Below are 23,951 nucleotides of genomic sequence, written 5' to 3' on the forward strand. Positions count from 1 at the left end.
AACAATTGTAAAATAATATGAAATATTTGTTTTAAATTTTCACATTTATTAATTTAAATTAATTTTTATTTAATTATTATTTAATATAATAAATAATTTTAAAAAAGGAGAAATTATGAAATTCTTAGCAGGTAGTAAAAAAGCTTTGCTTGTATTAGCAAGTTTAACTCTTTTGTCAAACACAAGCATACTAGCAAAAAGTTTTGAACCAGTTATTGTAATTCATGGTGGGACAAGTGGTTTAGGGCTTACTAAAGAAGAGTTTGCTAAAAGAGAAAAAGTAATGAAGGAATCTTTAAAAGCAGGTCAAAGCATACTTGAAAAAGGTGGAAGTTCAGTTGATGCAGTAATAGCTGCTATTAAAGTAATGGAAGATAGTCCTGAATTTAATGCTGGAAAAGGTGCTGTTTTTACCTCTGATGGTTATAATGAACTTGACGCATCTTTAATGGATGGAAAAAATTTAAAAGCAGGTGCAATTGCTATGGCAAGGACAATAAAAAACCCTATAGAGGCAGCAAAACTTGTCATGGAAAAAACACCTCACACTTTAATAGCTGGCGAGGGTGCTGACAAACTAGCTAAAAATCATGGTCTAGAAATAGTAGGACAAAAATATTTCTTTACCGAACACAGATATAAACAACTTCAAGAAGCTAAAAAAAGCAAAGAAGTATTGCTAGATAGTGATAAAGCAAAAGCTCATCTTGGCGTGAGTACTGAGCCGTATTTAGGTACAGTAGGTGCGATAGCTTTAGATAAAAATGGAAATTTAGCAGCAGGTACAAGTACAGGTGGTACTACAAATAAAATGACAGGTCGTATTGGAGATTCTCCTATTATAGGAGCAGGAAACTATGCAAATAATGATTCGGTAGCAGTATCTTGCACTGGAACAGGTGATATTTATATAAGAGTGGCCGCAGCACATGAAGTAGCATCTTTATATGAATACAAAAAACTTCCTATTCAAAAAGCTGCAGAAGAAACTATTAAGCAAGTTGCAGAACTTGGCGGAACAGGTGGAATTATCTCTATAGATAAAAATGGTAAAGTTGGCTATGCTTGGACTAAAGATAAATTAGGAATGTACCATGGAGAAGCAAGAATAGGAGAAGAGCCAAAAATATTTTGGCCGCTTGAGAAATAACTAGCGTATTTTAGTTTTTCTAACACCTCGAAGTTTAAAAATCTTCGAGGATCCACTTTCAAAAAATTTTTCATCTACTATTATATCTACATTTTGCATAGCCCAATTCAAATCAAATTTTTTTCCATGAATATTTGCAGAAGTAGAATAAAGCCAATTAAATTGTTTTAAAAAATCCTCGTGAGCACAATCTTTAACAACACGTATAGCTTTAGAATTAGGATATAAAAAAGTAGTTTTTTTAGATTTTCTAATAGTATTTTTAAAGTGATTTGGTACTCTTGTAAGTTTTTTAAGCTCGCTAAATTTAGTTGTAGTAATCAAACAATCTTGATTTAAAGGTCTTTTTTTTAAAATATTAAGGGCTTTTAAATCTTTGCTTAAAAACCCTGCTGTTGTATCAGTTTGAGCAAGATAAATCATGCTTTTAAGTATTCTTGCAAGCTCTTTACTTCAAGACATGATTTATTTTGTATGGCTTTAATGGCCTTTGCGCCCGCATACGCTGCTCTTAAATTCGTAAAATATGGGGTTTTAAAGCGCAAAATATTTGCTCTAATTTTTTTAGTGTCACCTTTAAAACTATGTTCATCACTTGTATTAATAGCAAGTTGAATTTGAGAATTTTTTAATTTATCCTCTACATTCGGTCGTCCTTCAGAAATTTTATGAACAAATTCACACTCTAAACCTGCTTCTTGTAAAATTTTATAAGTACCGCTTGTAGCAATGATTTTAAATCCTAGTTTAATATATTCACTAGCTAAATCCACTGCGTATTTTTTATCTTGTTCTCTTAGCGATAAAAATACATTTCCATTTTCTGGTAAGAAATTTGAAGAAGCAAGTTGGCTTTTTGCGTAAGAGTTTTCAAAGTCTTTACTTACACCCATAACTTCGCCGGTTGAGCGCATTTCAGGCCCAAGCTCAAGGTCACTTCCGCTAAGTTTAGCAAAAGGAAATACCACTGATTTTATGCTAATGTGTTTTGGTTTTTTAGCTCTTAAAATTCCATTTTTTTCCTCTACTACTTTAAAGGTATCATAAAATTTTAAGCTTTCTCTTAAATTTCCTTGCCACATCACGCGCGTTGCAACCTTAGCTAAAGGAATTCCTGTAGCTTTACTTACAAAAGGCACGGTTCTACTAGCTCTTGGATTTACTTCTATCATATAAAGTTTATTGTTATGGATAGCAAATTGTATATTTAAAAGCCCAACTACACCTAAATTTAAAGCAATATCTTTTGTTTTTTGCTCAATCACTTCAAGCATAGCCTCATCAATATTTACAGCAGGTAAAGAACAAGCACTATCACCTGAGTGAATTCCTGCTTCTTCAATATGCTCCATAATACCAGCGACATATACTTCTTTTCCATCACTTATAGCATCTACATCAAGCTCAGTTGCATTATCTAAAAATTGATCAATTAATACCGGAGATTTATCACTTACATCCACTGCTTCTTGCATATAAAATCTAAGCTCATTCTCATCATGCACCACGCGCATTGCACGACCACCTAAAACATAACTTGGTCTAACAAGCACGGGGTAACCTATTTCATTTGCTTTTACAATCGCTTCTTCTACACTTACTGCTGTACCATTTTTAGGTTGATTTATACCCAAATCTTCAATAAATTTAGCAAATTTTTTTCTGTCTTCGGCTAAATCTATCACTCTCGCACTTGTTCCTATGATTTTTGCCCCAAAAGCACTAAGACGTTTAGCAAATTTGAGCGGGGTTTGTCCACCAAAATGTACTATCACTCCATCTGGTTTTTCTCTATCAATAACCGCTCTTAAATGCTCAAAATCAATTGGCTCAAAGTATAAAATATCACTTGTATCATAATCAGTTGAAACCGTTTCTGGATTGCAATTATACATTATAGTTTTTACACCCATATCTTTTAGAGCAAAAGAAGCATGTACACAAGCATAATCAAATTCAATACCTTGCCCTATGCGATTTGGTCCACCACCTATAATCATTACTTTTTTATCTTTTTTATCTTTGCCTTCTTTTATTTGAGTTAACTCACTTGTATTAATACTTGAATATAAATACGGGGTTAGTGCTTCAAATTCTCCTGCACAGGTATCTACTTCGCTATATTGAGCAATAATTTTATGTTTAATTCTTGCATAATAAATATCATTTTGGCTTAACTCAAGATTATCTTTTTGATTAATCAAGCTAGCGATTTTTTTATCTGAAAAACCTAAGGTTTTAGCTTTTCTTAATAACTGCTTATTGCTTAAAATATCCATATCAATCTGTTCTTCAAAATTAACTATTTCTTTGATTTGATTTAAAAACCAAGGATCTATTTTGCAAAGCTCAAAAAGCTCTTGTGTGCTAAAACCTTCTCTAAAAGCTTGTGCTATATAAAGCAAACGTTTTTCATTAGCATGACGAATTTTTGCCAAAAGCTCATTTTTATCGCATTCTATAACATCAAAACCACTTAAACTTCTCTCAAGCGAGCAAAGTGCTTTTTGCAAGCTTTCTTTAAAGGTGCGCCCTATGGCCATAACCTCACCCACACTTTTCATAGCAGTACCAAGCTCGGTACTTGCATTTGGAAATTTTTCAAAAGTAAAACGAGGAATTTTGGTTACGATATAATCAATCACTGGTTCAAATGAAGCAGGAGTTCCTGTGATATCATTTTTAATCTCATCCAAACTAAACCCAACTGCTAAAAGCGTAGCTACTTTAGCTATAGGATAACCCGTTGCTTTACTAGCTAGAGCTGAAGATCTTGAAACACGAGGATTCATTTCAATAACTATCATTCTACCATTAGTTGGATTAATAGCAAATTGCACATTTGACCCTCCTGTATCTACTCCGATTTCTCTTAAAATCGCAAAAGAAGCATTACGCATTGCTTGATATTCTTTATCAGTAAGCGTTAAAGCAGGGGCTATGGTGATAGAATCGCCCGTATGAACCCCCATAGGATCAACATTTTCAATAGAGCAAACGATAATACAATTATCATTTTTATCTCTAATGACTTCCATTTCGTATTCTTTCCAACCAAGCAAACTCTCTTCAATTAAAATTTCATGAATAGGACTTAGCGCTAAAGCGGTATTTGCAAGCTCTGCAAACTCATCCATATTATATACCACACCACTTCCTGCACCACCTAAAGTAAAAGAAGCTCTAATCATCAAAGGAAAACCGATCTCATCAACAGCTTTTAAAGCCTCTTCGTAATTATATGCGTACATAGATTTTGGCAAATCCATACCAATTTTCTTCATACATTCTTTAAAAACTTGTCTATCTTCGCCTTTTTTTATCGCTTCAGGATTTGCACCTAAAAACTTTACGTCTCCAAGTTCGCCACTTTCGTAAACTTCCATAGCAACATTAAGTGCTACTTGACCACCCATAGTAGGTAAAACTGCGTCGATTTTTTCTTTTTTGATTATACTTAAAATACTTTCTTTGGTAATTGGCTCTATATAGGTCGCATCAGCAAATTCAGGATCTGTCATAATAGTAGCTGGATTTGAATTAATCAAAACCACTCTATATCCTAACTCTTTTAATGTTTTTGCTGCTTGAGTTCCTGAGTAATCAAACTCACAAGCTTGACCTATAACGATAGGTCCACTGCCTATTAATAATATATTTTTTATATCTGTTCTTTTTGGCATATATTTTCCTAAGCTGAATTTTTAACCAAATTATAACAAAGATTAGTTTTTTAAAAGTTGAAATTTTAAAAATAAATAAGTAAAAATTAGTTTTCTACCATATAAAAATAACTTGGTACTTTCATTTTAGTATAAGGTTTAACATAAGCATTTTGATAAGCACCTTCTTCCTCTATTTTAAAAATTTCTCCTACAGGAATTCCTGAAAAGAAAATTTCATCTAAACCGCTTGTATAAACTTTATCACCCATTTTAAGCTCAAGCCATTTAGGGATATATTTAACTAACACATAATCATTTCTACCATGAGCTATACCTGGTGCTTGCTCTTTGCCTATATATACAGAAAAAATACACTCCTCATCACCTTGCAAAAGACCCAAGGCTCTACCATTTTTTTCTATCACTATACCTGCTGTATAACCATTATAAATCAAGCCTTTGATTTTTCCTTTATAATCAACATCGAGCCAAACTTTATGATAATCACTAATTTGTGCATAAGAAGTTGCTTTTACTAAACTAACATTAGGATAATAAAAACTTGAATTTTTATCACTTAAAATATTATTTAGCTCATTAGCAAAGTTTTTCATATAGATATTGTTTTTTTCAAGCTCAGCATTTCTTTCTCTTAAAATTCTAATTTCTTGAGCTTGATCAAAATGTTCATTAAATTTATTTTTTAAGATATTAATACTTTGAGAAAATTGATTAACAATAGCAATATTTAAATCTAAAACATTTCGTTTTATTACATCTCCATAATAAAACGAAATAAATACTAAAAAAGATAATATTAAAACGCTAAGAATTTTACTCTTCATTCGTTAGTTGGTGCAATAATGAAATTTCTTCTAAAGCTTTACCCGTACCTTTTGCAACTGCTAAAAGTGGCTCATCAGCTACATATACTGGAAGTTTTACAATTTCAGATAAATATTTATCAAGCCCACGTATTAAAGCTCCACCCCCTGTTAAAACAACACCATTTTCAACAATATCTGCTGCAAGATCAGGTGGCATCATCTCAAGGACAATTTTTAATGCATCAGCAATTTCTTTTAAATGCTCACGCATTGCCTCTCTTACATCTTCGCTTGTTAACTCTATTCTATTTAACAATCCTGTTACTTGATCACGCCCTTTAACCACCATAGAAAGTTCTTTTGGGAGCTGAACTGCTGAACCTATCGCGATTTTAATTTCCTCTCCTGTTCTTTCACCTATAACAAGATTATATTTCTCTTTCACATAATTTACTATACTAGTATCAAGCTTATCGCCTGCTGTACGGATAGATTTTGAAATAACAAGCCCTCCCAAAGAGGTAACACCAATTTCAGTCGTACCACCACCAATATCTACGACTAAACTTCCTTGAGGTTCTCTAATTGGCAAATTTGCACCAATAGCAGCTGCCATAGGCTCTTCTATCAAAAACACCTCCCTAGCACCTGCACTTAAGGCACTTTCTCTAACCGCTTTTCTTTCAACCTGAGTTAAACCATAAGGTACTGAAATGATAATTCTAGGTCTTAAAAAAGATTTTCTCCTATGAGTTTTTTCTATAAAATAACGGATCATTTTTTCAGTCATATCAAAATCAGCAATCACGCCATCTTTCATAGGACGGATTGCTTCAATATTACCAGGGGTTTTTCCTACCATTTCTTTAGCTTCTTTCCCAACAGCTAAAATTTTAACCCTGCCATATCTTTCACGTTCTACTGCAACAACCGATGGTTCATCAATAACTATGCCTTTATCTTTTACCAAAACCAAAGTATTTGCAGTACCTAAGTCAATCCCCATATCACTTGAAAAAAATCCAATTATTTGATCTAAAATCATTCTCAGCCTTTAACTTTTTTATTTTTTATAAATAAAGGTTTTGCACCTTCTTTAATTACTTCTTTGGTAATTACTATGCTATATCCGTTGTATTCTGGCAAATCAAACATCAAATCTACCATCATTTCTTCAATAATACTTCTTAAACCTCTTGCTCCTGTTTTACGTTCTAATGAAAGCTTAGCAATTTCTCTTAGCGCTTCATCTTCAAATTTTAATTCTACATTATCAATAGCAAAAAGCTTTTGGTATTGCTTAATAATAGCATTTTTTGGTTCTGTTAAAATACGCACCATACTTTCTTCATCAAGCTCTTCAAGTGAAGCCAACACATGTAATCTTCCTATAAGCTCAGGAATAAGTCCAAAATGTACTAAATCATCAGGTTCTAGTCTTTGAAGCAAGGCTTCTTTTTCATCTTTTTTATCATCAGTAAAAAAGCCCATGACATTATCACCCAATTTTCTTTTAATAATATCACTAATACCATCAAAAGCTCCACCGCACACAAACAAAATATTAGTTGTATCTATTTGTATAAAATCTTGATTTGGGTGTTTTCTACCACCTTTTGGTGGGATATTTACCAAAGATCCTTCGATGATTTTAAGCAAAGCTTGTTGTACACCTTCACCACTTACATCTCTTGTAATAGAACGATTTTCGCCCATTCTTGCAATCTTATCTATCTCATCAATAAAAATAATCCCTTTCTGAGCTCTTTGCACATCTCCATCAGCAGCTTGCAAAAGACGAGTGAGAATATTTTCAACATCTTCACCCACATAACCAGCCTCTGTCAAAGAAGTCGCATCACAAATGGCAATAGGCACATCTAAAAATCTCGCTAAAGTTTGTGCTAATAAAGTTTTTCCGCTTCCTGTTGGGCCTACTAATAAAATATTAGATTTAGCTAACTCCGTATCATCATCTTCTAGGTTTGATCTAAAAAGTCTTTTATAGTGATTATAAACACCCACGCTAAAGATTTTTTTAGCTCTATCTTGCCCAATGACATATTTATCTAAATATGCTTTTAATTCTTTAGGAGTAATATCTTTAAAATTTTCTTTATCAACTTCTTTATTTTTTAACTCTTTTTCCTCTCCAAAGAAAATATTACAAGCACTTTCAGCGCAATATTCGCATATAAAAGCGTTATTATAATCATTTACTAAAATTCTTCTTTCACTTGTTTCTATTTCATTACAAAAACTACATCTTTTAACCATGATTTTTTTCCTTATATATAGGAATCCCTCTTTTTGTTTCCAAAATAAAATTACACATTTTTTTCACATTTTCGCTAGAAGTACTTTCCAATAAACTTAAAGCATTATCTTTTAAATTTCCTTGTCTGAATAAAAATTTAAAAGCCCTACTTAAAACATCTACTTCTTCTTTATCAAAACGTCTTCTAATACCTACCAAATTTAAGCTTCTAATACTTGCACGATTACCTTCAGCTAAGCAAAATGGCACTACATCTTGAGAAAGCGCGCTAGCACCTGCTATCATGCACCCTTCACCCACTTTTACAAATTGATGTATCGGAGTAAGTCCGCCCACTACGGTATAATCCCCAAGTTCTACATGACCTGCTAAAGTAGCATTGTTTGCTAAGATAATATGATCTCCTAAAGTACAATCATGTGCAATATGAGAATAAGCCATGATAAAAGCATTATCGCCTATTCTTGTAAAACCATCACCCTTAGCCGTACCTGAATTAATAGTAACAAATTCCCTAATAACAGCATTTTTCCCTATAATAACACCTGAGTCTATCTCATCTTTATAAGATATATCTTGTGGAATATCTCCAACTATGGCATAAGAAAATACCTTTGAATTTTTACCTATAGTTACATTGGGTAAAATTCTTGCACCTTGTTTGATGATAGTATTTGCACCTATATTGGTATTTTTTCCAACATAAGCATAAGCTTCCACTACAACATTATCTGCTATAATAGCTCCATCTTCTATGACAGCACTTGGATGAATTTTACTCATTATTTATCTACTATCATAGCTTTAAGTTCTGCTTCTGCAACCAATTGTCCATCTACAAAAGCTTTTCCTTGAAAAATCCACATATTTCCACGATTTTTCACCACACTCATTTCATAATCAAGTCTATCACCTGGACGCACAGGATTTCTAAATTTAGCATTATCAATGCCTGTAAAATACACCACCTTAGTACTTGGATCTACTTTATCATCCATACTTTCAAATGCTAAAACTCCTCCAGTTTGAGCCATACCTTCTAAAATTAATACCCCTGGATAAATTGGATGATCTGGAAAATGCCCCATAAAAACATGGTCGCTTATGCTAATATTTTTATAACCTCTAACAACTTCTTTGTTTTTCAATTCTACGATTTTATCTACAAGCAAAAATGGATACCTATGCGGTAAAATTTTTTGAATTTGCATTACATCTATCATAAATTTAGCCTTAAAATATATTCAAAATTTAGATTTTACAAAAAAAATATTAATAAATTAATTAAGTCTTATAACTTCACAATCTTTTCTTTATTATCAAAATAAATTTCACTTTTTGCCATAAATTCATAAGCACCTTTAACGATATTTTCAACAATAATCACTGGTGAAAGATCATAAGCACCAAAATGCTTTTGTCTTATTTTAATTTCTTGTTCTATTTTTAAAGGATTTTGTAAAAAATCTTCAAAATTTTTAAATCGCATTTTACATAAGCTATTAAAATAATCAAAACTCCATAAATTAATCTCATCCTTTGCACTTTTATAACGCTTTAAGCCCTCATCTGAAATGCTAAATTTAGTGTAAGAATTTTTAAAATGTGAATAAAATAGAACATGAGTTTTTATGGCTTGTTTATTTTGTTTTATCAAAGCTCTTAACAAGCGATAATTTAAAAATTTCTTTCTTTGAATTTCAAATTTAACGCCCTTTTTTTCTAAATTTTTTACTTGATTATAGAATTTGATTTTTTCTTCTATGCTTGAAGGCAATATTTGCTTATTGATAGGACTCATAAGCTCATCTATAAAAGCTTTTTGACCTTTTTGTTTGGAAAGTGCATAAATACATCCGCAATAATTTTGATGATAAAGCATATCTTGCTTAGCTAGAGCAAATTGTCTTTGCGTACCTCCATTTTTCCTAAAATCAGGTGCTAAAAACTCTACACCAAATTTATCACATTCTTTTTGCAATGCTAATTTTAATTGTTCTAAATCTTTTTTAGGAGAAGTTAAAAGGGTTGTTGTGAGTTTTTTTTCTCCTATTTTTTTGGCAAATTTGACACTTTTTTGCATTCTAAAATCAAAACAAATTTGACATCTTGCACCTTTTTCAGGCTCATATTCATAACCCTTTACATTCTCAAGCCATTTTTCATACTCATATTCACCTTTATAAAGTTTAATACCTAATTTATCACAACTACGTTTAACATCTAAAAATCTAAGTTCATGCTCACTATATGGATGAATATTTGGATCATAAAAATACCCGATGATTTTCTCATCAGGATAAGTCTTGCTTAATTCTTGTATAAAATAATGACTATCCACACTACAGCAAATATGCACTAGCATAATTCTTTTAACACCTTAAAAGCATGATCTTTAGCTTTTACATTTTTATAAATTTTTATGATATATCCTTCCTCGTCAATCACAAAAGTAGATCTTACAAGTCCTTCATACTCTTTACCATAATTTTTCTTTAACCCCCAAGCACCATAGAGTTTGCAAATTTCTTTTTCGCTATCGCTTAATAAAGTGTGCTTTAAGTCATATTTTTTTATGAAATTTTCATGCGATTTCACACTATCTGGACTAATACCTATAATCACAGCATTTTGCCCTAAAAAATCTTCATAATTTTGACTAAATTCACAAGCTTGTGTAGTGCAACCTGGGGTGTTATCTTTTGGATAAAAATACAAAATAATTTTTTTACCCAAAAAATCACTTAAAGAAATTTTAACTCCATCTTGATTTAAAAGTTCAAAAACAGGGGCTTTATCGCCAACTTGTAATTCTTTCATTTATTACCTTTCATTCTTAATTTTTCCACACTGTCACCGCCAAAAGCAATATTATATGGTTCAATATCTTCTAGTATTATGACTATATTTTGCTTTGGTTTATTATATTTTGTATGTAAAAGCTCTGTAATATCTGCTACTAGTTCTTCTTTTTGTGCTTTGCTAAATTCTGGTTTAGCAAGTTTTATATTTATAATAGGCATTGTTTTTCCTTGTTTTAAAATAAAGAATTTTACTATATTCTAATCAATTATTAGTATATTTTTGATAAAATTAGTTTTATTTTCAATAAAGGCTTACTTATGATTAGGGCAAAAAAAATTTGGATGGATGGAAAAATCATCAATTTTGATGATGCAAAAATTCATGTTTTAACACATTCATTGCATTATGCAAATGCGGTTTTTGAAGGAACAAGAGCTTATAAAACACAAAATGGTTTAGCAATTTTTAGATTAAAAGAACACACCAAAAGACTTTTAGAGTCTGCAAAAATCACTTTAATCAACTCTCCTTTTTCTCAAGAAGAACTTGAAAATGCACAAATTGAGCTCTTAAAAGCAAATGATTTTCAAAATAACACCTATTTACGACCTTTAATTTTTTTGGGTGATGGCACTATGGGAGTTTATCATGCTAAAGCTCCTGTTAGAGTAGCTATTGCTGCTTGGGAATGGGGTGCATATTTGGGCGAAGAAGGCTTAGAAAAAGGCATTAAAGTTAAGATTTCTTCTTTTGCTAGAAATAGCGTAAAATCTAGTCTAGATAAAGCGAAAGCAAGTGCAAATTACTTAAATTCTCAAATGGCTAAATATGAAGCTATAGAAGCAGGATATGAAGAAGCTTTAATGCTTGACGAAGAAGGTTTTGTAGCAGAAGGAACAGGCGAGTGCTTTTTTATGGTTAAAGATGGAAAATTAATCACCCCGCCAAATGATTTTTCATTAAAAAGCATCACTCAAGATACTGTTTTAAAAATTGCACATGATTTGGGCATAAGTGTGGTGCGTCAAAGAATTTCAAGAGATGAAGTTTATGTGGCTGATGAGGCATTTTTCACAGGAACTGCAGCAGAAATAACACCAATTAATAACATAGATGCGAGAATCATAGGAAATGGAAAAAGAGGTGAGCTAACAACAAAGCTCCAAAATGCGTATTTTGATATAGTTTATGGACGCAATGAAAAATACGCTTCAATGCTAACTTATATTTAAAAAGGAAATAAATGCCAGCTGATTTGAATGATTATTTTAATAAAAAAAACAATCAAAATAACAATAAGCAAAATTTAAATTTTAAAGCTCCAGAATTTAATTTCAAAGGTTTTGGAAAATTTTCACCACTTATTTATAGCACGATTGCAATTATTTTAGTTTTTGCACTTTTTAAACCTTTTGCAATAGTTAACTCAGGGGAAATGGGGATTAAATCTACTACAGGTAAATACAGCCCTACTCCGCTTGAGCCAGGACTTCATTTTTTTATGCCAGTATTACAAAAAATCACGGTAGTGGATACTAGAGTAAGACAAATCAACTATGCTTCTATTGAAGGTGTAAATGAAAATTTACAAATAGGCTCAGGGGTTGTAAATAAAAATAGCATTTCAGTACTTGATTCAAGAGGATTGCCCGTATCTATTGATGTAACTGTTCAATATAGACTAAATCCTTTACAAGTTCCTCAAACTATAGCTACTTGGGGGCTTAACTGGGAAAATAAAATCATCGATCCAGTAGTAAGAGATGTGGTAAGAAATGTAGTAGGTCAATATACAGCAGAAGAACTCCCAACAAATCGTAATACTATAGCAGTGCAAATTGATCAAGGTATTAGAAAAACTATAGAAAGTCAGCCAAACGAACCTGCCGAACTTCAAGCAGTTCAACTTAGGGAAATTATCTTACCTATAAAGGTAAAAGAGCAAATTGAAAGAGTGCAAATTGCCAAACAAGAAGCTGAAAGAACTAAATATGAGGTAGAACGTGCAAATCAAGAAGCACTCAAAAAAGCAGCTTTAGCTGAAGGGGAAGCAAATGCAACCATTATTAGTGCTAAAGGTAGAGCAAGTGCGGTTAAAATTGAAGCTGATGCACAAGCATACTCAAACAGAGAAATAGCAAAAAGTTTAAATAATCCTTTACTTGATTTAAAACAAATCGAAACCCAAAAACAATTTAACGAAGCTCTTAAAGTTAACAAAGATGCTAAAATTTTCTTAACACCAGGAGGAGCCGTACCAAATATTTGGGTTGATAGTAAAGATAGTAAAAAAACTAGTTCTATGGCAAATTAAGCTATTAACTTATTAAAGAGTGATAATGAATACCCAATATATCCGAGAGCAAATAATTTTTTACACTACCCATTTGCACTTAATTGATTTTTTACTAATGGCTTTGGTTATTTTTTTTTTCATTATCACTTTGTTTATTGCCTTAATTATCAGAAATAAACCCGCTTTTGCTTTTATTGTTATCTTTTTGGGAATTCTATGTTCGGCTAGTATTGCTTACTTGGGATATTTTTTAATTGATACTAAAGTTAGGTCAAGAATAGCCAGTTTAGATAATGCTCAATTTTTTGTATATGATAATTCATTAAGTGTTGATTATAGCTTAACAAATACTTCTAAAAAAAGTTTTAAATATTGTAAAATAAAAATAGAAGTTTTCAAAAAAATAGACAATAATAATACTTTGCAAAATATGCTACACGCCTTAAAACCCTTAAGAAGTAAATCAATTACTATAGAAAAAACTATTATACCAAATCAAACTATTAATCTAAAAACCAAATTTTCCGATTTTAAAAATGGTCAAGATTTTGATATAAAAATAAATTCAAAGTGTTTTTAATGGGATATTTTACTTTTTTTCATATTCTAATTATTATCATTATGCTAGTCTCTACAGGTTTAACTTGGGTTTTACTTTATTTAAAAGTACAAAACAAAAAATATATGATTATTTTTTGTATAGCTAGTTTTATGCTTGCCTTAATCTTAACTATCTCATTACTACTAACCATAGATCAATACACCAAAAAAGCAAGTCTAAGTAATTTTTCAACCTATAGACGCTTAGCGACAGAAAGTATTATAGTAAAAGGGAGAGTAACTAATGATACCAATTTTAAACTTTCTGAATGTTTTTTAGAACTTAGAATAATTGATGACAATAAAAAACATAACATAAGCGGGGAAATCTTTAATCAAGAAAATTTTGATAGCATTAAAAGAGCAAATCAACAGCAAAGAGATGTTTCTTATAATGTGAATATTGCTAAACAATTACCAGGACACACTTACAAAGACTTTTCGTTTGAGATAGCATTGCCACCTCATTTTCAAAGCTACAAAATATTTAAACAACTAAAATGCAAATAAGGATTATTGAATAAAATAATCCCCATTAAAACTAATCAAAGAATATTTTCTTTCATTGCCTATACTTGAAACTAGCTCATCAATATCCAAAAAAATTAAACTATCAGCACCGGTATATTCTCTAACTTCCTCAATATTTTTATTAGCTGAAATTAGTTCTTCAAAAGTAGGAGTATCTATACCATAAATATCAGGGAATTTAATTTCGGGACAAGCTATAGCCAAATGAATTTTTCTAGCACCCGCTTGCTTCAAAAGTGCAATGATTTTTTTGGAAGTTGTACCTCTTACAACACTATCATCAATCACAACTATATCTTTATCTTCTAAAACTTTTTTCATAGGGTTTAATTTGAGTTTTACTTTTAAATTTCTCATTTCTTGAGTTGGCTCTATAAAGGTTCTACCCACATAGTGATTTCTTACTATTGCCATTTCAAGTGGAATTTTCAAATACTGTGCAAAGCCTATAGCAGCACTTACACCACTATCTGGAACAGGTACTACAAAATCTACCTTTTCTTTAAATTTCTTAGCTAAAGTTTCACCCATTTTTTTGCGTACTTCATATACACTTTTACCTTCTATAATACTATCAGGTCTAGCAAAATAAATATATTCAAATGCACAAATCCTTGGATCTACTTGATCAAAAATTTGAATGCTTTCAAACTCATCACTTCCTTGAGTAAAAATTAACATTTCACCCGGTTTGACATCACGAACAAATTCAGCTTCTATCAAATCAAAAGCACAAGTTTCGCTTGCGACAATATATCCACCATCTTTTAATCTTCCTAAAGACAAAGGTCTTACACCATAAGGATCTCTTACCACAAAAAGCTTATTTTTACTAGCTAGCATAAAGCAATATGCACCTTTGCTTTGCATCAAGCTTTCTACAAACCTATCTTTTAAAGTTTCTTTTTTGCTTTTTGCTATTAAATGTACCACATTTTCTGTATCCATATTTGAATGAAAAATAGCCCCATTATCAATCAGCTCTTTTCTAACTTCTTCTTTATTAATCAAATTCCCATTATGCACTAAAGAAATATCTCCTAAAGAACAAGTAGCTGTAACAGGCTGTGCATCATGTAAAGAAGAATTTCCTGCTGTAGAATAACGATTATGTCCTATGGCTATCTCTCCTTTTAAGTTTGCTAAAATTTGAGTATTAAAAATTTGCCCCACTTCTCCTCTAGCTTTATGAGTCTTGATATTTAAGCCATCACTTACACTAATCCCACTTGCTTCTTGACCACGATGTTGCATAGCAAATAAAGCATAATATGCCACCGTACTTGCATTTTTTGAATTAATTACCCCAACTACTGCACACATTTAAATTCCTAAACAATCATCTATATCATACAAACCATTTTCTTGAGAAACTAGCCATTTTGCACACTTTATCGCACCTTTTGCAAAAGTTGCTCTTGAAGTAGCCGTATGACTTAACTCTATAAATTCACCTTCGTTATAAAAGCCAACCCTATGTGAACCTACTATATCTCCACCTCTTAAACTCATAACCGCAATCTCATCTTTGCTTCTTTGCCCAATAATACCATCTCTCCCACTTACTCTAACCTTTTCTAAATCCAATTTTCTGGCCTTAGCAACATTTTGAGCTAAAGTTATAGCAGTACCACTTGGAGCATCTTTCTTCTTATTGTGGTGCATTTCAAGTATTTCTATATCAAAATCCCCTAAAGTCTCACTCGCTAAATACGAAAGTTTTTTTAATATAGCCACGCCCAAAGACATATTAGTTGCATAAAGAATAGGCATAGTAATGCTTGCACTTTGCATTAACTCATTTTGCTTAATATCTAAGCCTGTAGTACCTATCACCAAAGGTTTGGGGTTACTTCTTGCGTATAAAAGCAAATCTTCACAACCCTTTGGGGTAGAAAAATCAATAATCACATCGCATTTATTAAAAAAATCTTCATAATTTGACCCCTGATCAAACAACGCAGTAACTTTTGCTTGTTTATCATCTTCTAGACAAAGTCTTATTTGAGTACCCATGCGTCCATTGCTTCCATGAATTCCAATGTTAATCATTTTTAAAATCTACCTTTTTAAAATTTGGAAAATTGTAGCGTTTATTTATTTAAAAGCAAATAACATTACAGATAAAATACTTTTAATGGTAGAAAGTTAAAGATTCTTAAGAATCTTTAAAAATTAGTGTAGATTTTCAATATAGCTTAAAGCACTTAAAGCTGCTACAGCACCATCACCCGCTGCACATATTACTTGTTTTGGAGCATCTTTTCTTAAATCACCTGCTGCAAATAATCCCGCGATATTAGTTTGCATTTTAAGATCAACACTCACTTGACCACCATCTTCCATGGCACACAAAAACTCACCATTGTCTTGTTTTAAAATTTCATTTCTCACATTTAATCCAACAAAGGTGAATATTCCAGGTACATCAAGCTCTCTTTTAGAACCATCATTAAACACTATCTTAACTTTATTAACTCCCATATTATCACCACAAACCTCATCAACAACCGCATTTGTGATTAATTCTATTTTTTCATTATTTTTTACTTTTTCAACTGTTGAAGGCGCTGCTCTAAATTCATCTCTTCTGTGGATCAAATACACTTTTGAACAAATATTAGCTAGATATAATGCCTCTTCTAAAGCAGTATCACCACCGCCTAAAACAGCTACTTCTTTATTCTTATAAAAAAAACCATCGCAAGTTGCACAAGTACTCACACCTTTACCAAAAAACTCATTTTCACCTTTAAAACCCGCACGACGTGGCGTAGAACCTGTACAAACAATAACAGCTTTTGCTTGCTCATTTTTTCCACCTTCTAATTTTATATTAAAACTTCCATCAGCATTTTTGCTAATTTGTTCCACACCTACCATTTCGTGTTTTAAACCAAAACGCATACATTGCTCATTCCAAGGAGCCATAAAAGAAATTCCATCTAAAACTTGAGCAACCCCTGGATAATTTTCAATTTCTGAACTTGAAGTAATCTGTCCACCAGGCATGCCTTTTTCAAACATTACAACATTTTTTAACCCACCTCTAGTAGCGTACAAACCAGCACTTAAACCCGCAGGTCCACCACCTATAATAGCTAAATCTAACATAATATTTTCCTTGTAGTTTTATTTATAGGTATTATACAAATTTTTCTTTAATTATAAATAATAAAAATTATCAAATAATAAAAAATATGAAGAAAAGCCACAAAAAGTGGCTTAAGATTATAAAAGTGAGTTTAGTTTATCTGCCAAAGCTTGTTTTGATTGAGCACCAACTAGCTGATCAACCACTTCACCATCTTTAAAGAAAATGATAGTTGGGATAGATCTTACACCAAATTGTGCAGCTAAATCACCTTGCTCATCTGTATTTACTTTACAAATTTTAGCCTTACCATCAAAATCATTTGCAAGTTCATCAATTACTGGAGCAAGCATTCTACAAGGTCCACACCATGGAGCCCAAAAATCTACTAAAGCTACGCCTTCTTTTGCTTGTGCAAAATTTTCTGTAGTTAAATCTATATATTTTCCCATTTTTTCTCCTTTATTTTTTCACATTTTATTAAATTAGAATAAATATTCTCTTAATAACCAATGTTCTCTAAAAGTTTTATATCATTTTTATATACACAAAGTAAATCTATTTGAAAATTCGCATCGCTTTTATGTTTCATAAAGTAATACTCTATAGTTTTGATGATTTTATTGTATTTTTTATTATCTAGTCTATATGCTACTTCATAATTTCCTTGCGTACTTTTAACTTCAACAAAATGCAAAATTCTATCTTTTTTAGCAATAATATCGATTTCTCCAAATTTAGAATGAAAATTCCTTTTTAAAATTTCAAAACCTTGAGTTTTTAAATATTCGCACGCTAAATCCTCTCCTTTTTTACCGAAAAGATACTCCATAAGTGCCATTAATCTTCTATTCTCATCATAAAAACATCATCTTTTACAAATTCTTGTTCTCTGAGCCTTTGAGTTAAAATTTGTATATTTTTTTCATAAGTTTGATGAGTGATGAAAAATAAAGTACTATAATCTTGCTTTTCTTTTTTAGGCTTTTGCAAAAAAGTATCGATTGAAATTTGATGTTCACTCATTAAGTGTGTAATTTTTGATAAAACTCCTATTTTATCTAAAACTTTTAATCTTAAATAATATCTTGTATAAATTTCATCTTTATTTAAAAGTTCATAAGAAGTATCATTTAAATACCCAAAAATAGCGCTATTTTTTTCTTTTCTTGCTATATCGATTAAATCTGCTATAACAGCACTTGCAGTTGCCTTACCGCCTGCTCCTGGACCATAATACAAACTTTCACCCAAAACATCCCCATCAACACTAATAGCATTCATCACTCCATCAACTTTTGCCAACATTTTATCTTTATTTAGCATAACAGGATGAACCCTTAGTTCTATTTTTTCATCTTTAATCTTAGCAATACCCAAATGCTTTATAGTGTATTCAAATTCCTTTGCAAAATAAATATCTTCATCACTTACCTTGCTAACACCCTCAATCAAGATATCTTCAGGCTTTACTCTTAATCCATAAGCAATATTTGCTAAAATTAAAAGCTTATGTGCTGCATCAAAACCTTCTATATCAAAAGTGGGATCAGCTTCAGCATATCCTAAGTCTTGTGCTTTTTTTAATACCTCTTGAAATTTAGCACTATCTTCAGTCATTTTACTTAAAATATAATTACTTGTACCATTTAAAATGCCTTTAATAGAAACAATATTATTAGCACTTAAACCCTCTTTTAAAATTTTAATAATAGGAATTCCACCTGCTACACTTGCCTCGTATCCAAAAGCCGTATCTTGTGCTAATTTTTCAAGCTCACAGCGGTGATAAGCAAGCAAAGCTTTATTAGCAGTTACTACTGATTTTTTTCTTTTTAAAATCTTTGAAATAATCTCAAAAGGCAAATCAATACCACCCATTAACTCCACAAACACGTCAATATCTTCACGTTCTAAAACTTCATCAATATCATTTACTATAGGAATCAATGCATTTGGTTTTAGACTTCTTGCTAAAGCAATTACTGGAATAATTTCTTCATTACATCTTGCTTTAATTAAATCTTGATTTTTTAACAAAGTTTCTACAACAGCACTTCCTACCGTGCCATAGCCTAAAATTGCGATTTTCATTTTATTCTCTTAAATATTTTTTTATATTTCTTGCTGCTTGACGAATGCGGTTTTCATTTTCAATTAAAGCTATTCTAACATACCCATTACCCGCTTCACCAAAGCCAACTCCAGGACTTACCGCCACATTTGCTTTTTGTAAAAGTTGTTTAGAAAATTCCATGCTACCAAGATGAGCTTTACTTTGAGGAAGTTTTGCCCAAACAAACATACTTGCATTAGGTTTTTTTAGCTCCCATCCTGCTTGATAAAATGAGTCAAGCAAGACTTCCAATCTTTTTGCATAAGTTGCCTTAATCTCTTCAACGCAAGCTTGATCTCCATCTAAAGCTATAGTAGCAGCAACTTGTATAGGAGTATACATACCATAATCAAACCAAGATTTGATTTTTTTTAAAGCTGCAATTAAGCGTTTATTGCCCACCACAAAGCCCACACGCCAACCTGCCATATTATAAGACTTTGAAAGTGTATAAGTTTCTACTGCTACATCTTTAGCACCTTCAACTTCAAAAATCGAAGGAGTTTTATAAGAACCAAAAGTTAAGTCCGCATAAGCAATATCAGAAATAATATAAAATCTTTCTTTTTTTGCCATAGCAACCAATCTCTCATAAAAACTTTTTTCCACTGTAACTGTTGTAGGATTATGCGGAAAATTTACCACTACATATTTTGGACGCGGAATGCTTTCATGTAGTGTTTTTTGTAAATTTTCAAAAAAAGTATTTTCATTTAATTCATAATTTTCATTAAAATCAAAATTCATAGTTGCTACATTACCACCTGCTATGATAAAAGCTTGAGTATGTATAGGATAAGCAGGTGTAGGTACAATAGCTACATCTCCTGGGTTAATCACAGCTCTTGCTAAATTTACAAAACCCTCTTTAGAACCCATCGTTGCAACTACTTCACTTTCAGGATCTAAATCAACATCATATTTTCTTTTATACCAATTACAAATTGCAAGTCTTAGTTTATAAATTCCACTCGAAGCAGAATAACCTGAAGTTTTGTCTTTATTTGCACTTTCACAAAGTTTATCTATAATATGTTGAGGAGTTTTGCCATCAGGATTCCCCATAGAAAAATCTATTATATCCTCCCCCGCTCTTCTTGCTGCCATTTTAATCGCATTAACTTCAGCAAAAACATAATTTGGAAGTCTTTCTATGGTATTAAAATGAATTTCTTCAAACATTGTCCATCCTTTTAGCGTCTTAAGTAAATTTTTAAACCCCTTTTTATATTATCAAGGCTAAACATATCCCCTATAATAGCATATTTTGCGCCCAATGGTATATTTACATTTACCTCATTTTGCTTATGTGTATTTTCTACACCTTGAATAAAATTTAAATTTTTATCTAAAAACTGAATTTTACAAAACCAAGAGTCAAGATTGTGTGCACTAAGTTCCATACTTTTTGCACCTTGCAAATCAATAATATATTCTCTTAAAGGTTTGTTTAATTGAGTAATGGTATTTAATGGAATTTGAGTATTGACTTTAGGTTTTGCTTTTGAAAAATCTAGCTCATATTCATAATTTAACTCTGAAATTTTATAAATATCTTTAATAAAAACAGAACTACCCAACAAAGCCTTATAAAAAACTCCTGGATCAAGCATATACTGAGAATCTACAGCTAGCTTATATGTGATATAGTTTTCCCTTAAAGTTAATTCAGTTGGTATAAAATAAATATAACCTAGTTCATTTAAAGTATCATTAATCGTCTTAAAAAATAAAACAGAATCAGCTTGGGCTTTAAAACTAAAAGTTAAAGTTTTTGGCTCATTTAATATAAAATTTGCCAAAGAATTGGTTTTTAAAATTTGAGAAATAGTGTAAATATCTACATTTCCGCGCTCATCTTTATAATCATTTCTTGCAAACAAAAGTTCCAATTGCGCATCTTTAGAATTATCATTAACAATATGCTTAGCAACTTCTAAAGCACTTAGCGCAAAAGCATTAAAAGTAAAAAAAATGGAAAATATTAAAATTCTTACCATAATTTTCCTCTATTTTCTTTTATAAACTCAGCTTTTGTAATTTGTTTGATTTTACCATCTTTAATCATTAAAAACTTAGACACACCGTTTTTAAACTCTAAAGTATTGTTATTTTCATCATTTAAACTAAAAGCAGCATGACCTGTAGTGATTAACATATCTTTATCCAAAGATAAAACATAATCATTTTTAATAGTCAAAGAATTTTTTCTAAAAGTTTTTAAATCCACCATACCAAGCCAAAGCTCTGCGCTTGGTTTTATAACACTTTCTTTAAGCAAAACCATATTTTCTTCAGGCATATTTAAACTAGTATTATCTTCTAGTGTTTCTTCTATGGTATTATTACTCTCATCTATTGATTCTAAAATAGCACTTGCATTTGTCTCATTGTTTTCTATAACATCATCAGCAAAAAAGTTAAGAGCTGGAGTTTCATTCTCATCAACTTTTTCTTCTAAAACAATTTGCTCTTGATTTAATACATTAGTGGTATTTTCATCTAAAGTGGAACTTTGAAAAAATCTTGAAACACCCCAAGCTAAAACTACTATCAAAAGTATCACTACTACAATCACAATATACCAAATACTTGAACTTTCTTTAGTGTATGAGTTCATTTTAGGTGAAATATGTATATGGTTTTTTTTCTCAATACCATTTTCCTCTAAATAAACATGATATTCTTCTAAAAAACTAGAAAAATCAAGCTCGTATTCCCTTTGTAAAATTTTAACAAAACCATTTACATTAAAGCGAGATAAAGACTTAAAGTCTTTTTTGATGATATACTCAAGACAAGCCATTTCTATCTGTGTTCTTTTTTGAACTTCCAATAAATTTAAATCTTCTAATTTTTTCCAACTATCCATTTTTCATCCTATCGCAAAGTATCGCAAATGCAGCACTAACATTTAAGCTATCAAAATCATTATGCATTTTTATACCTATACACTCATCACATTTTTTAAGCACTTTAGGCGCTATACCAAAACCTTCACTTCCCATAATCAAAACTTTTTTCTCTTTGGTTTTTATAGTATGTATATCACTACCTCCGCTCGCACTAGCATAGATATAAAAACCTTTTTGTTTTAATTCATTTATCATACTCAAAATATCATCATTCAAGACTATTTTCATATCTAAAGCCGCACCACTACTTGCACGGATCACTCCATCCATAGCTACACTTTTAGCTACCAAAATAACTCCATCAACTCCTAGTGCATAAGCACTACGCATAATAGCACCTATATTTCCAACATCACTAATATTATATAAAATAACTACGAAATCTTTTTCTTTTAAACTTTCAAAAGAGCTAAATTCAAACTCAGCAATTTCCATTAAAAAACCTTGATGATTTCCACCCCTTGCTAAACTTTGTGCAGCTTTAAAATCAAGCTTTTTAATTTTTTTTGATACCTTTGCTATTTTTGAAAAATCAGATTTTTCACACTCTTTTGCTAAATAAATCTCTTTAATTTTTTCTTTGTGTTTTTCTAAGATATAAAAAAACACTTGCTTACCATAAACTATCATTTTTAAATAATAACCAAATTCAACTTAAAAGCAGTTTTTGATAATTTTCTTTTGGAGATTTTGCATTGATTTTTGAAAGAAGCTTTGCCTTTGCTTTTAAAGGTAAATCAAGCTCATAAACATCTTGCTCACACAAGGTGTTTTGGTGAAATTGCTTTTCTTTAGCACTTATCACCACGCACCATTCACCACGCAAATCCATTATTTTTAATTTTTCTAGAATCTCTAAAACATTTGCTCTAAATTTGGCTTCAAATTTCTTTGTTGCTTCTTTTATGACAAAAATTTCTCTCAAAGGATCAATTTTACTTATTTCTTCTATTAAATTAAGTATTCTAGTGGGTGCTTCATAGACTATGCTAGGATAAGGATTAAGCATTAAATTTTCAATATCTTTTTGTCTTTGAGGGTTTTTATTGGCTAAAAATCCCATAAAAATAAATTCTTTTTTACAAAATGCACTTGAAACTAATGCAAGCAAAGCAGCATTTGCCCCTGCTAAGACTTCATAATCAATATTATTTTTGGTAGCATATTCGATTAAAAATTGACCTGGGTCGCTAATGCCTGGCATACCCGCATCACTTAAATACGCAATATCTTGTTCAAAAAAATTCTCATCTATTTTTGCTAAAAAATCTTTTTCATTATGAGTATGTAAGGCTAGATATTTATCAGGTTTTATTTTTAGATTAAATTTTTCATTAAGAAGATGGACCAAAGACTTGCAAACTCTTGTATCTTCACATAAAAAGAGTTTGCATTTTTGCAAAATTTCTAAAGAATGAAAAGAAATATCGTTTAAATTTCCTATGGGTGTAGGAATAAAATATAACATTATTGCATTGCGTATTTTTTCTTAAATTTCTCTACACGACCTGCAGCATCTACGATTTTTTCACTACCTGTAAAGAATGGATGGCAATTTGAACAAATATCAACTTTAATTTCTGGTTTATTTGACTTAGTAGTAAAAGAATTTCCACAAGCACAACTAACTTTGCATTCTACATATTCTGGGTGAATTTCTTTTTTCATTGTTTA

Annotated in this window: 27 protein-coding genes; 5 read left to right on the forward strand and 22 right to left on the reverse strand. The window is 31.1% G+C overall.

The window, feature by feature from the left end:
• Window positions 1-115 precede the first annotated feature (115 nt).
• Window positions 116-1,150 (forward strand): isoaspartyl peptidase/L-asparaginase family protein, encoded by a 1,035-nt coding sequence (locus tag CORN_RS07455; RefSeq protein ID WP_039627090.1) that lies wholly within the window; start codon window positions 116-118, stop codon window positions 1,148-1,150.
• Here CORN_RS07455 and CORN_RS07460 read toward each other — a convergent pair whose 3' ends face one another.
• The 10 genes from CORN_RS07460 to CORN_RS07505 form a co-directional block, all read right to left on the reverse strand.
• Entirely contained in the window at window positions 1,151-1,573 is a 423-nt protein-coding gene (locus CORN_RS07460; RefSeq protein ID WP_066008274.1) for a Sua5 YciO YrdC YwlC family protein, read from the reverse strand.
• Window positions 1,570-4,833: a carbamoyl-phosphate synthase large subunit gene (carB, locus tag CORN_RS07465; protein WP_066008275.1), complete on the reverse strand. Its 3,264-nt coding sequence runs from the start codon at window positions 4,831-4,833 to the stop codon at window positions 1,570-1,572. The genes CORN_RS07460 and carB overlap by 4 nt, the downstream gene beginning before the upstream one ends.
• A gap of 86 nt (window positions 4,834-4,919) precedes the next feature.
• Window positions 4,920-5,660 (reverse strand): rod shape-determining protein MreC, encoded by a 741-nt coding sequence (gene mreC / locus CORN_RS07470; RefSeq protein WP_066008276.1) that lies wholly within the window; start codon window positions 5,658-5,660, stop codon window positions 4,920-4,922.
• Window positions 5,650-6,687 carry a rod shape-determining protein gene (locus tag CORN_RS07475; protein WP_012662095.1) on the reverse strand — a complete coding sequence of 346 codons (1,038 nt, stop codon included), beginning with the start codon at window positions 6,685-6,687 and terminating at the stop codon, window positions 5,650-5,652. The genes mreC and CORN_RS07475 overlap by 11 nt, the downstream gene beginning before the upstream one ends.
• 2 nt (window positions 6,688-6,689) lie before the next feature.
• Window positions 6,690-7,919: an ATP-dependent Clp protease ATP-binding subunit ClpX gene (gene clpX / locus CORN_RS07480; protein WP_066008277.1), complete on the reverse strand. Its 1,230-nt coding sequence runs from the start codon at window positions 7,917-7,919 to the stop codon at window positions 6,690-6,692.
• Window positions 7,912-8,703 (reverse strand): acyl-ACP--UDP-N-acetylglucosamine O-acyltransferase, encoded by a 792-nt coding sequence (lpxA, locus tag CORN_RS07485; protein WP_066008280.1) that lies wholly within the window; start codon window positions 8,701-8,703, stop codon window positions 7,912-7,914. The genes clpX and lpxA overlap by 8 nt, the downstream gene beginning before the upstream one ends.
• A complete protein-coding gene (gene fabZ / locus CORN_RS07490; RefSeq protein ID WP_039619275.1) occupies window positions 8,703-9,143 on the reverse strand; it encodes a 3-hydroxyacyl-ACP dehydratase FabZ in 441 nt (146 codons plus the stop codon). The genes lpxA and fabZ overlap by 1 nt, the downstream gene beginning before the upstream one ends.
• A gap of 68 nt (window positions 9,144-9,211) precedes the next feature.
• Window positions 9,212-10,285: an epoxyqueuosine reductase QueH gene (locus CORN_RS07495; RefSeq protein WP_066008281.1), complete on the reverse strand. Its 1,074-nt coding sequence runs from the start codon at window positions 10,283-10,285 to the stop codon at window positions 9,212-9,214.
• Window positions 10,279-10,740: a thioredoxin-dependent thiol peroxidase gene (bcp, locus tag CORN_RS07500; RefSeq protein ID WP_066008282.1), complete on the reverse strand. Its 462-nt coding sequence runs from the start codon at window positions 10,738-10,740 to the stop codon at window positions 10,279-10,281. Before bcp ends, CORN_RS07495 begins: the two co-directional genes overlap by 7 nt.
• Entirely contained in the window at window positions 10,737-10,943 is a 207-nt protein-coding gene (locus CORN_RS07505; RefSeq protein ID WP_066008283.1) for a tautomerase family protein, read from the reverse strand. The genes bcp and CORN_RS07505 overlap by 4 nt, the downstream gene beginning before the upstream one ends.
• Before the next feature lie 99 nt (window positions 10,944-11,042).
• On the opposite strand from CORN_RS07505, the gene ilvE reads away from it, so the two are divergent.
• From ilvE to CORN_RS07525, 4 genes are read left to right on the forward strand one after another with little or no spacing between them, the layout of a single operon-like run.
• Window positions 11,043-11,957 (forward strand): branched-chain-amino-acid transaminase, encoded by a 915-nt coding sequence (gene ilvE / locus CORN_RS07510; RefSeq protein ID WP_066008284.1) that lies wholly within the window; start codon window positions 11,043-11,045, stop codon window positions 11,955-11,957.
• A gap of 11 nt (window positions 11,958-11,968) precedes the next feature.
• A complete protein-coding gene (locus tag CORN_RS07515) occupies window positions 11,969-13,039 on the forward strand; it encodes a prohibitin family protein (protein WP_066008285.1) in 1,071 nt (356 codons plus the stop codon).
• A 25-nt stretch (window positions 13,040-13,064) separates the two neighbouring features.
• Window positions 13,065-13,601 (forward strand): DUF2393 family protein, encoded by a 537-nt coding sequence (locus CORN_RS07520; RefSeq protein WP_066008286.1) that lies wholly within the window; start codon window positions 13,065-13,067, stop codon window positions 13,599-13,601.
• The gene (locus CORN_RS07525) at window positions 13,601-14,131 is read left to right on the forward strand and encodes a DUF2393 family protein (RefSeq protein ID WP_066008287.1); all 531 of its coding nucleotides are present in this window, start codon (window positions 13,601-13,603) and stop codon (window positions 14,129-14,131) included. The genes CORN_RS07520 and CORN_RS07525 overlap by 1 nt, the downstream gene beginning before the upstream one ends.
• Window positions 14,132-14,134: 3 nt before the next feature.
• On the opposite strand, the gene purF is transcribed toward CORN_RS07525, so the two are convergent.
• The 12 genes from purF to rpmE all read right to left on the reverse strand — a co-directional run bounded on the left by purF (window position 14,135) and on the right by rpmE (window position 23,945).
• Window positions 14,135-15,475 carry an amidophosphoribosyltransferase gene (gene purF / locus CORN_RS07530; protein WP_066008288.1) on the reverse strand — a complete coding sequence of 447 codons (1,341 nt, stop codon included), beginning with the start codon at window positions 15,473-15,475 and terminating at the stop codon, window positions 14,135-14,137.
• Window positions 15,476-16,204: a 4-hydroxy-tetrahydrodipicolinate reductase gene (gene dapB, locus CORN_RS07535; RefSeq protein ID WP_066008289.1), complete on the reverse strand. Its 729-nt coding sequence runs from the start codon at window positions 16,202-16,204 to the stop codon at window positions 15,476-15,478.
• Between the two features lie 123 nt (window positions 16,205-16,327).
• Complete coding sequence (gene trxB / locus CORN_RS07540; RefSeq protein WP_066008290.1) at window positions 16,328-17,266, reverse strand: thioredoxin-disulfide reductase; 939 nt, start codon at window positions 17,264-17,266, stop codon at window positions 16,328-16,330.
• Between the two features lie 117 nt (window positions 17,267-17,383).
• Window positions 17,384-17,698, reverse strand: coding sequence for a thioredoxin (gene trxA / locus CORN_RS07545; protein ID WP_039619298.1), 315 nt, complete (start codon window positions 17,696-17,698; stop codon window positions 17,384-17,386).
• 50 nt (window positions 17,699-17,748) lie between these two features.
• On the reverse strand, window positions 17,749-18,087 hold the full coding sequence (locus CORN_RS07550; RefSeq protein ID WP_066008291.1) for a YraN family protein: 339 nt from the start codon (window positions 18,085-18,087) through the stop codon (window positions 17,749-17,751).
• Complete coding sequence (locus tag CORN_RS07555) at window positions 18,087-19,340, reverse strand: homoserine dehydrogenase (RefSeq protein ID WP_066008292.1); 1,254 nt, start codon at window positions 19,338-19,340, stop codon at window positions 18,087-18,089. Before CORN_RS07555 ends, CORN_RS07550 begins: the two co-directional genes overlap by 1 nt.
• A gap of 1 nt (window position 19,341) precedes the next feature.
• A complete protein-coding gene (locus tag CORN_RS07560) occupies window positions 19,342-20,544 on the reverse strand; it encodes an LL-diaminopimelate aminotransferase (protein ID WP_066008293.1) in 1,203 nt (400 codons plus the stop codon).
• 11 nt (window positions 20,545-20,555) lie between these two features.
• Window positions 20,556-21,362 carry a hypothetical protein gene (locus CORN_RS07565; RefSeq protein ID WP_066008294.1) on the reverse strand — a complete coding sequence of 269 codons (807 nt, stop codon included), beginning with the start codon at window positions 21,360-21,362 and terminating at the stop codon, window positions 20,556-20,558.
• Window positions 21,356-22,234, reverse strand: a complete 879-nt coding sequence (locus CORN_RS07570) for a hypothetical protein (RefSeq protein WP_066008295.1) — start codon at window positions 22,232-22,234, stop codon at window positions 21,356-21,358. Before CORN_RS07570 ends, CORN_RS07565 begins: the two co-directional genes overlap by 7 nt.
• Window positions 22,227-22,907, reverse strand: a complete 681-nt coding sequence (gene rlmB / locus CORN_RS07575; RefSeq protein ID WP_066008296.1) for a 23S rRNA (guanosine(2251)-2'-O)-methyltransferase RlmB — start codon at window positions 22,905-22,907, stop codon at window positions 22,227-22,229. Before rlmB ends, CORN_RS07570 begins: the two co-directional genes overlap by 8 nt.
• Before the next feature lie 19 nt (window positions 22,908-22,926).
• A complete protein-coding gene (gene rsmI, locus CORN_RS07580; protein WP_066008297.1) occupies window positions 22,927-23,745 on the reverse strand; it encodes a 16S rRNA (cytidine(1402)-2'-O)-methyltransferase in 819 nt (272 codons plus the stop codon).
• Window positions 23,745-23,945 (reverse strand): 50S ribosomal protein L31, encoded by a 201-nt coding sequence (gene rpmE / locus CORN_RS07585; protein WP_039668879.1) that lies wholly within the window; start codon window positions 23,943-23,945, stop codon window positions 23,745-23,747. Before rpmE ends, rsmI begins: the two co-directional genes overlap by 1 nt.
• Window positions 23,946-23,951 lie beyond the last annotated feature (6 nt).

This window comes from Campylobacter ornithocola, assembly GCF_013201605.1.
Classification (GTDB): domain Bacteria; phylum Campylobacterota; class Campylobacteria; order Campylobacterales; family Campylobacteraceae; genus Campylobacter_D; species Campylobacter_D ornithocola.

Bases quoted from the DNA above. Each gene is read 5' to 3' on its own strand.
- lpxA (WP_066008280.1), bottom strand. From the start codon at position 8,703: ATGAGTAAAATTCATCCAAGTGCTGTCATAGAAGATGGAGCTATTATA.
- CORN_RS07455 (WP_039627090.1), top strand. From the start codon at position 116: ATGAAATTCTTAGCAGGTAGTAAAAAAGCTTTGCTTGTATTAGCAAGT.
- CORN_RS07555 (WP_066008292.1), bottom strand. From the start codon at position 19,340: ATGAAAATCGCAATTTTAGGCTATGGCACGGTAGGAAGTGCTGTTGTA.
- rsmI (WP_066008297.1), bottom strand. From the start codon at position 23,745: ATGTTATATTTTATTCCTACACCCATAGGAAATTTAAACGATATTTCT.
- CORN_RS07515 (WP_066008285.1), top strand. From the start codon at position 11,969: ATGCCAGCTGATTTGAATGATTATTTTAATAAAAAAAACAATCAAAAT.
- rpmE (WP_039668879.1), bottom strand. From the start codon at position 23,945: ATGAAAAAAGAAATTCACCCAGAATATGTAGAATGCAAAGTTAGTTGT.
- CORN_RS07570 (WP_066008295.1), bottom strand. From the start codon at position 22,234: ATGGATAGTTGGAAAAAATTAGAAGATTTAAATTTATTGGAAGTTCAA.
- CORN_RS07560 (WP_066008293.1), bottom strand. From the start codon at position 20,544: ATGTTTGAAGAAATTCATTTTAATACCATAGAAAGACTTCCAAATTAT.
- rlmB (WP_066008296.1), bottom strand. From the start codon at position 22,907: ATGATAGTTTATGGTAAGCAAGTGTTTTTTTATATCTTAGAAAAACAC.
- purF (WP_066008288.1), bottom strand. From the start codon at position 15,475: ATGTGTGCAGTAGTTGGGGTAATTAATTCAAAAAATGCAAGTACGGTG.
- CORN_RS07565 (WP_066008294.1), bottom strand. From the start codon at position 21,362: ATGGTAAGAATTTTAATATTTTCCATTTTTTTTACTTTTAATGCTTTT.
- mreC (WP_066008276.1), bottom strand. From the start codon at position 5,660: ATGAAGAGTAAAATTCTTAGCGTTTTAATATTATCTTTTTTAGTATTT.
- CORN_RS07520 (WP_066008286.1), top strand. From the start codon at position 13,065: ATGAATACCCAATATATCCGAGAGCAAATAATTTTTTACACTACCCAT.
- dapB (WP_066008289.1), bottom strand. From the start codon at position 16,204: ATGATTAACATTGGAATTCATGGAAGCAATGGACGCATGGGTACTCAA.
- bcp (WP_066008282.1), bottom strand. From the start codon at position 10,740: ATGAAAGAATTACAAGTTGGCGATAAAGCCCCTGTTTTTGAACTTTTA.
- CORN_RS07495 (WP_066008281.1), bottom strand. From the start codon at position 10,285: ATGCTAGTGCATATTTGCTGTAGTGTGGATAGTCATTATTTTATACAA.
- ilvE (WP_066008284.1), top strand. From the start codon at position 11,043: ATGATTAGGGCAAAAAAAATTTGGATGGATGGAAAAATCATCAATTTT.
- CORN_RS07505 (WP_066008283.1), bottom strand. From the start codon at position 10,943: ATGCCTATTATAAATATAAAACTTGCTAAACCAGAATTTAGCAAAGCA.
- CORN_RS07550 (WP_066008291.1), bottom strand. From the start codon at position 18,087: ATGGCACTTATGGAGTATCTTTTCGGTAAAAAAGGAGAGGATTTAGCG.
- CORN_RS07525 (WP_066008287.1), top strand. From the start codon at position 13,601: ATGGGATATTTTACTTTTTTTCATATTCTAATTATTATCATTATGCTA.
- clpX (WP_066008277.1), bottom strand. From the start codon at position 7,919: ATGGTTAAAAGATGTAGTTTTTGTAATGAAATAGAAACAAGTGAAAGA.
- carB (WP_066008275.1), bottom strand. From the start codon at position 4,833: ATGCCAAAAAGAACAGATATAAAAAATATATTATTAATAGGCAGTGGA.
- CORN_RS07460 (WP_066008274.1), bottom strand. From the start codon at position 1,573: ATGATTTATCTTGCTCAAACTGATACAACAGCAGGGTTTTTAAGCAAA.
- trxA (WP_039619298.1), bottom strand. From the start codon at position 17,698: ATGGGAAAATATATAGATTTAACTACAGAAAATTTTGCACAAGCAAAA.
- fabZ (WP_039619275.1), bottom strand. From the start codon at position 9,143: ATGATAGATGTAATGCAAATTCAAAAAATTTTACCGCATAGGTATCCA.
- trxB (WP_066008290.1), bottom strand. From the start codon at position 17,266: ATGTTAGATTTAGCTATTATAGGTGGTGGACCTGCGGGTTTAAGTGCT.
- CORN_RS07475 (WP_012662095.1), bottom strand. From the start codon at position 6,687: ATGATTTTAGATCAAATAATTGGATTTTTTTCAAGTGATATGGGGATT.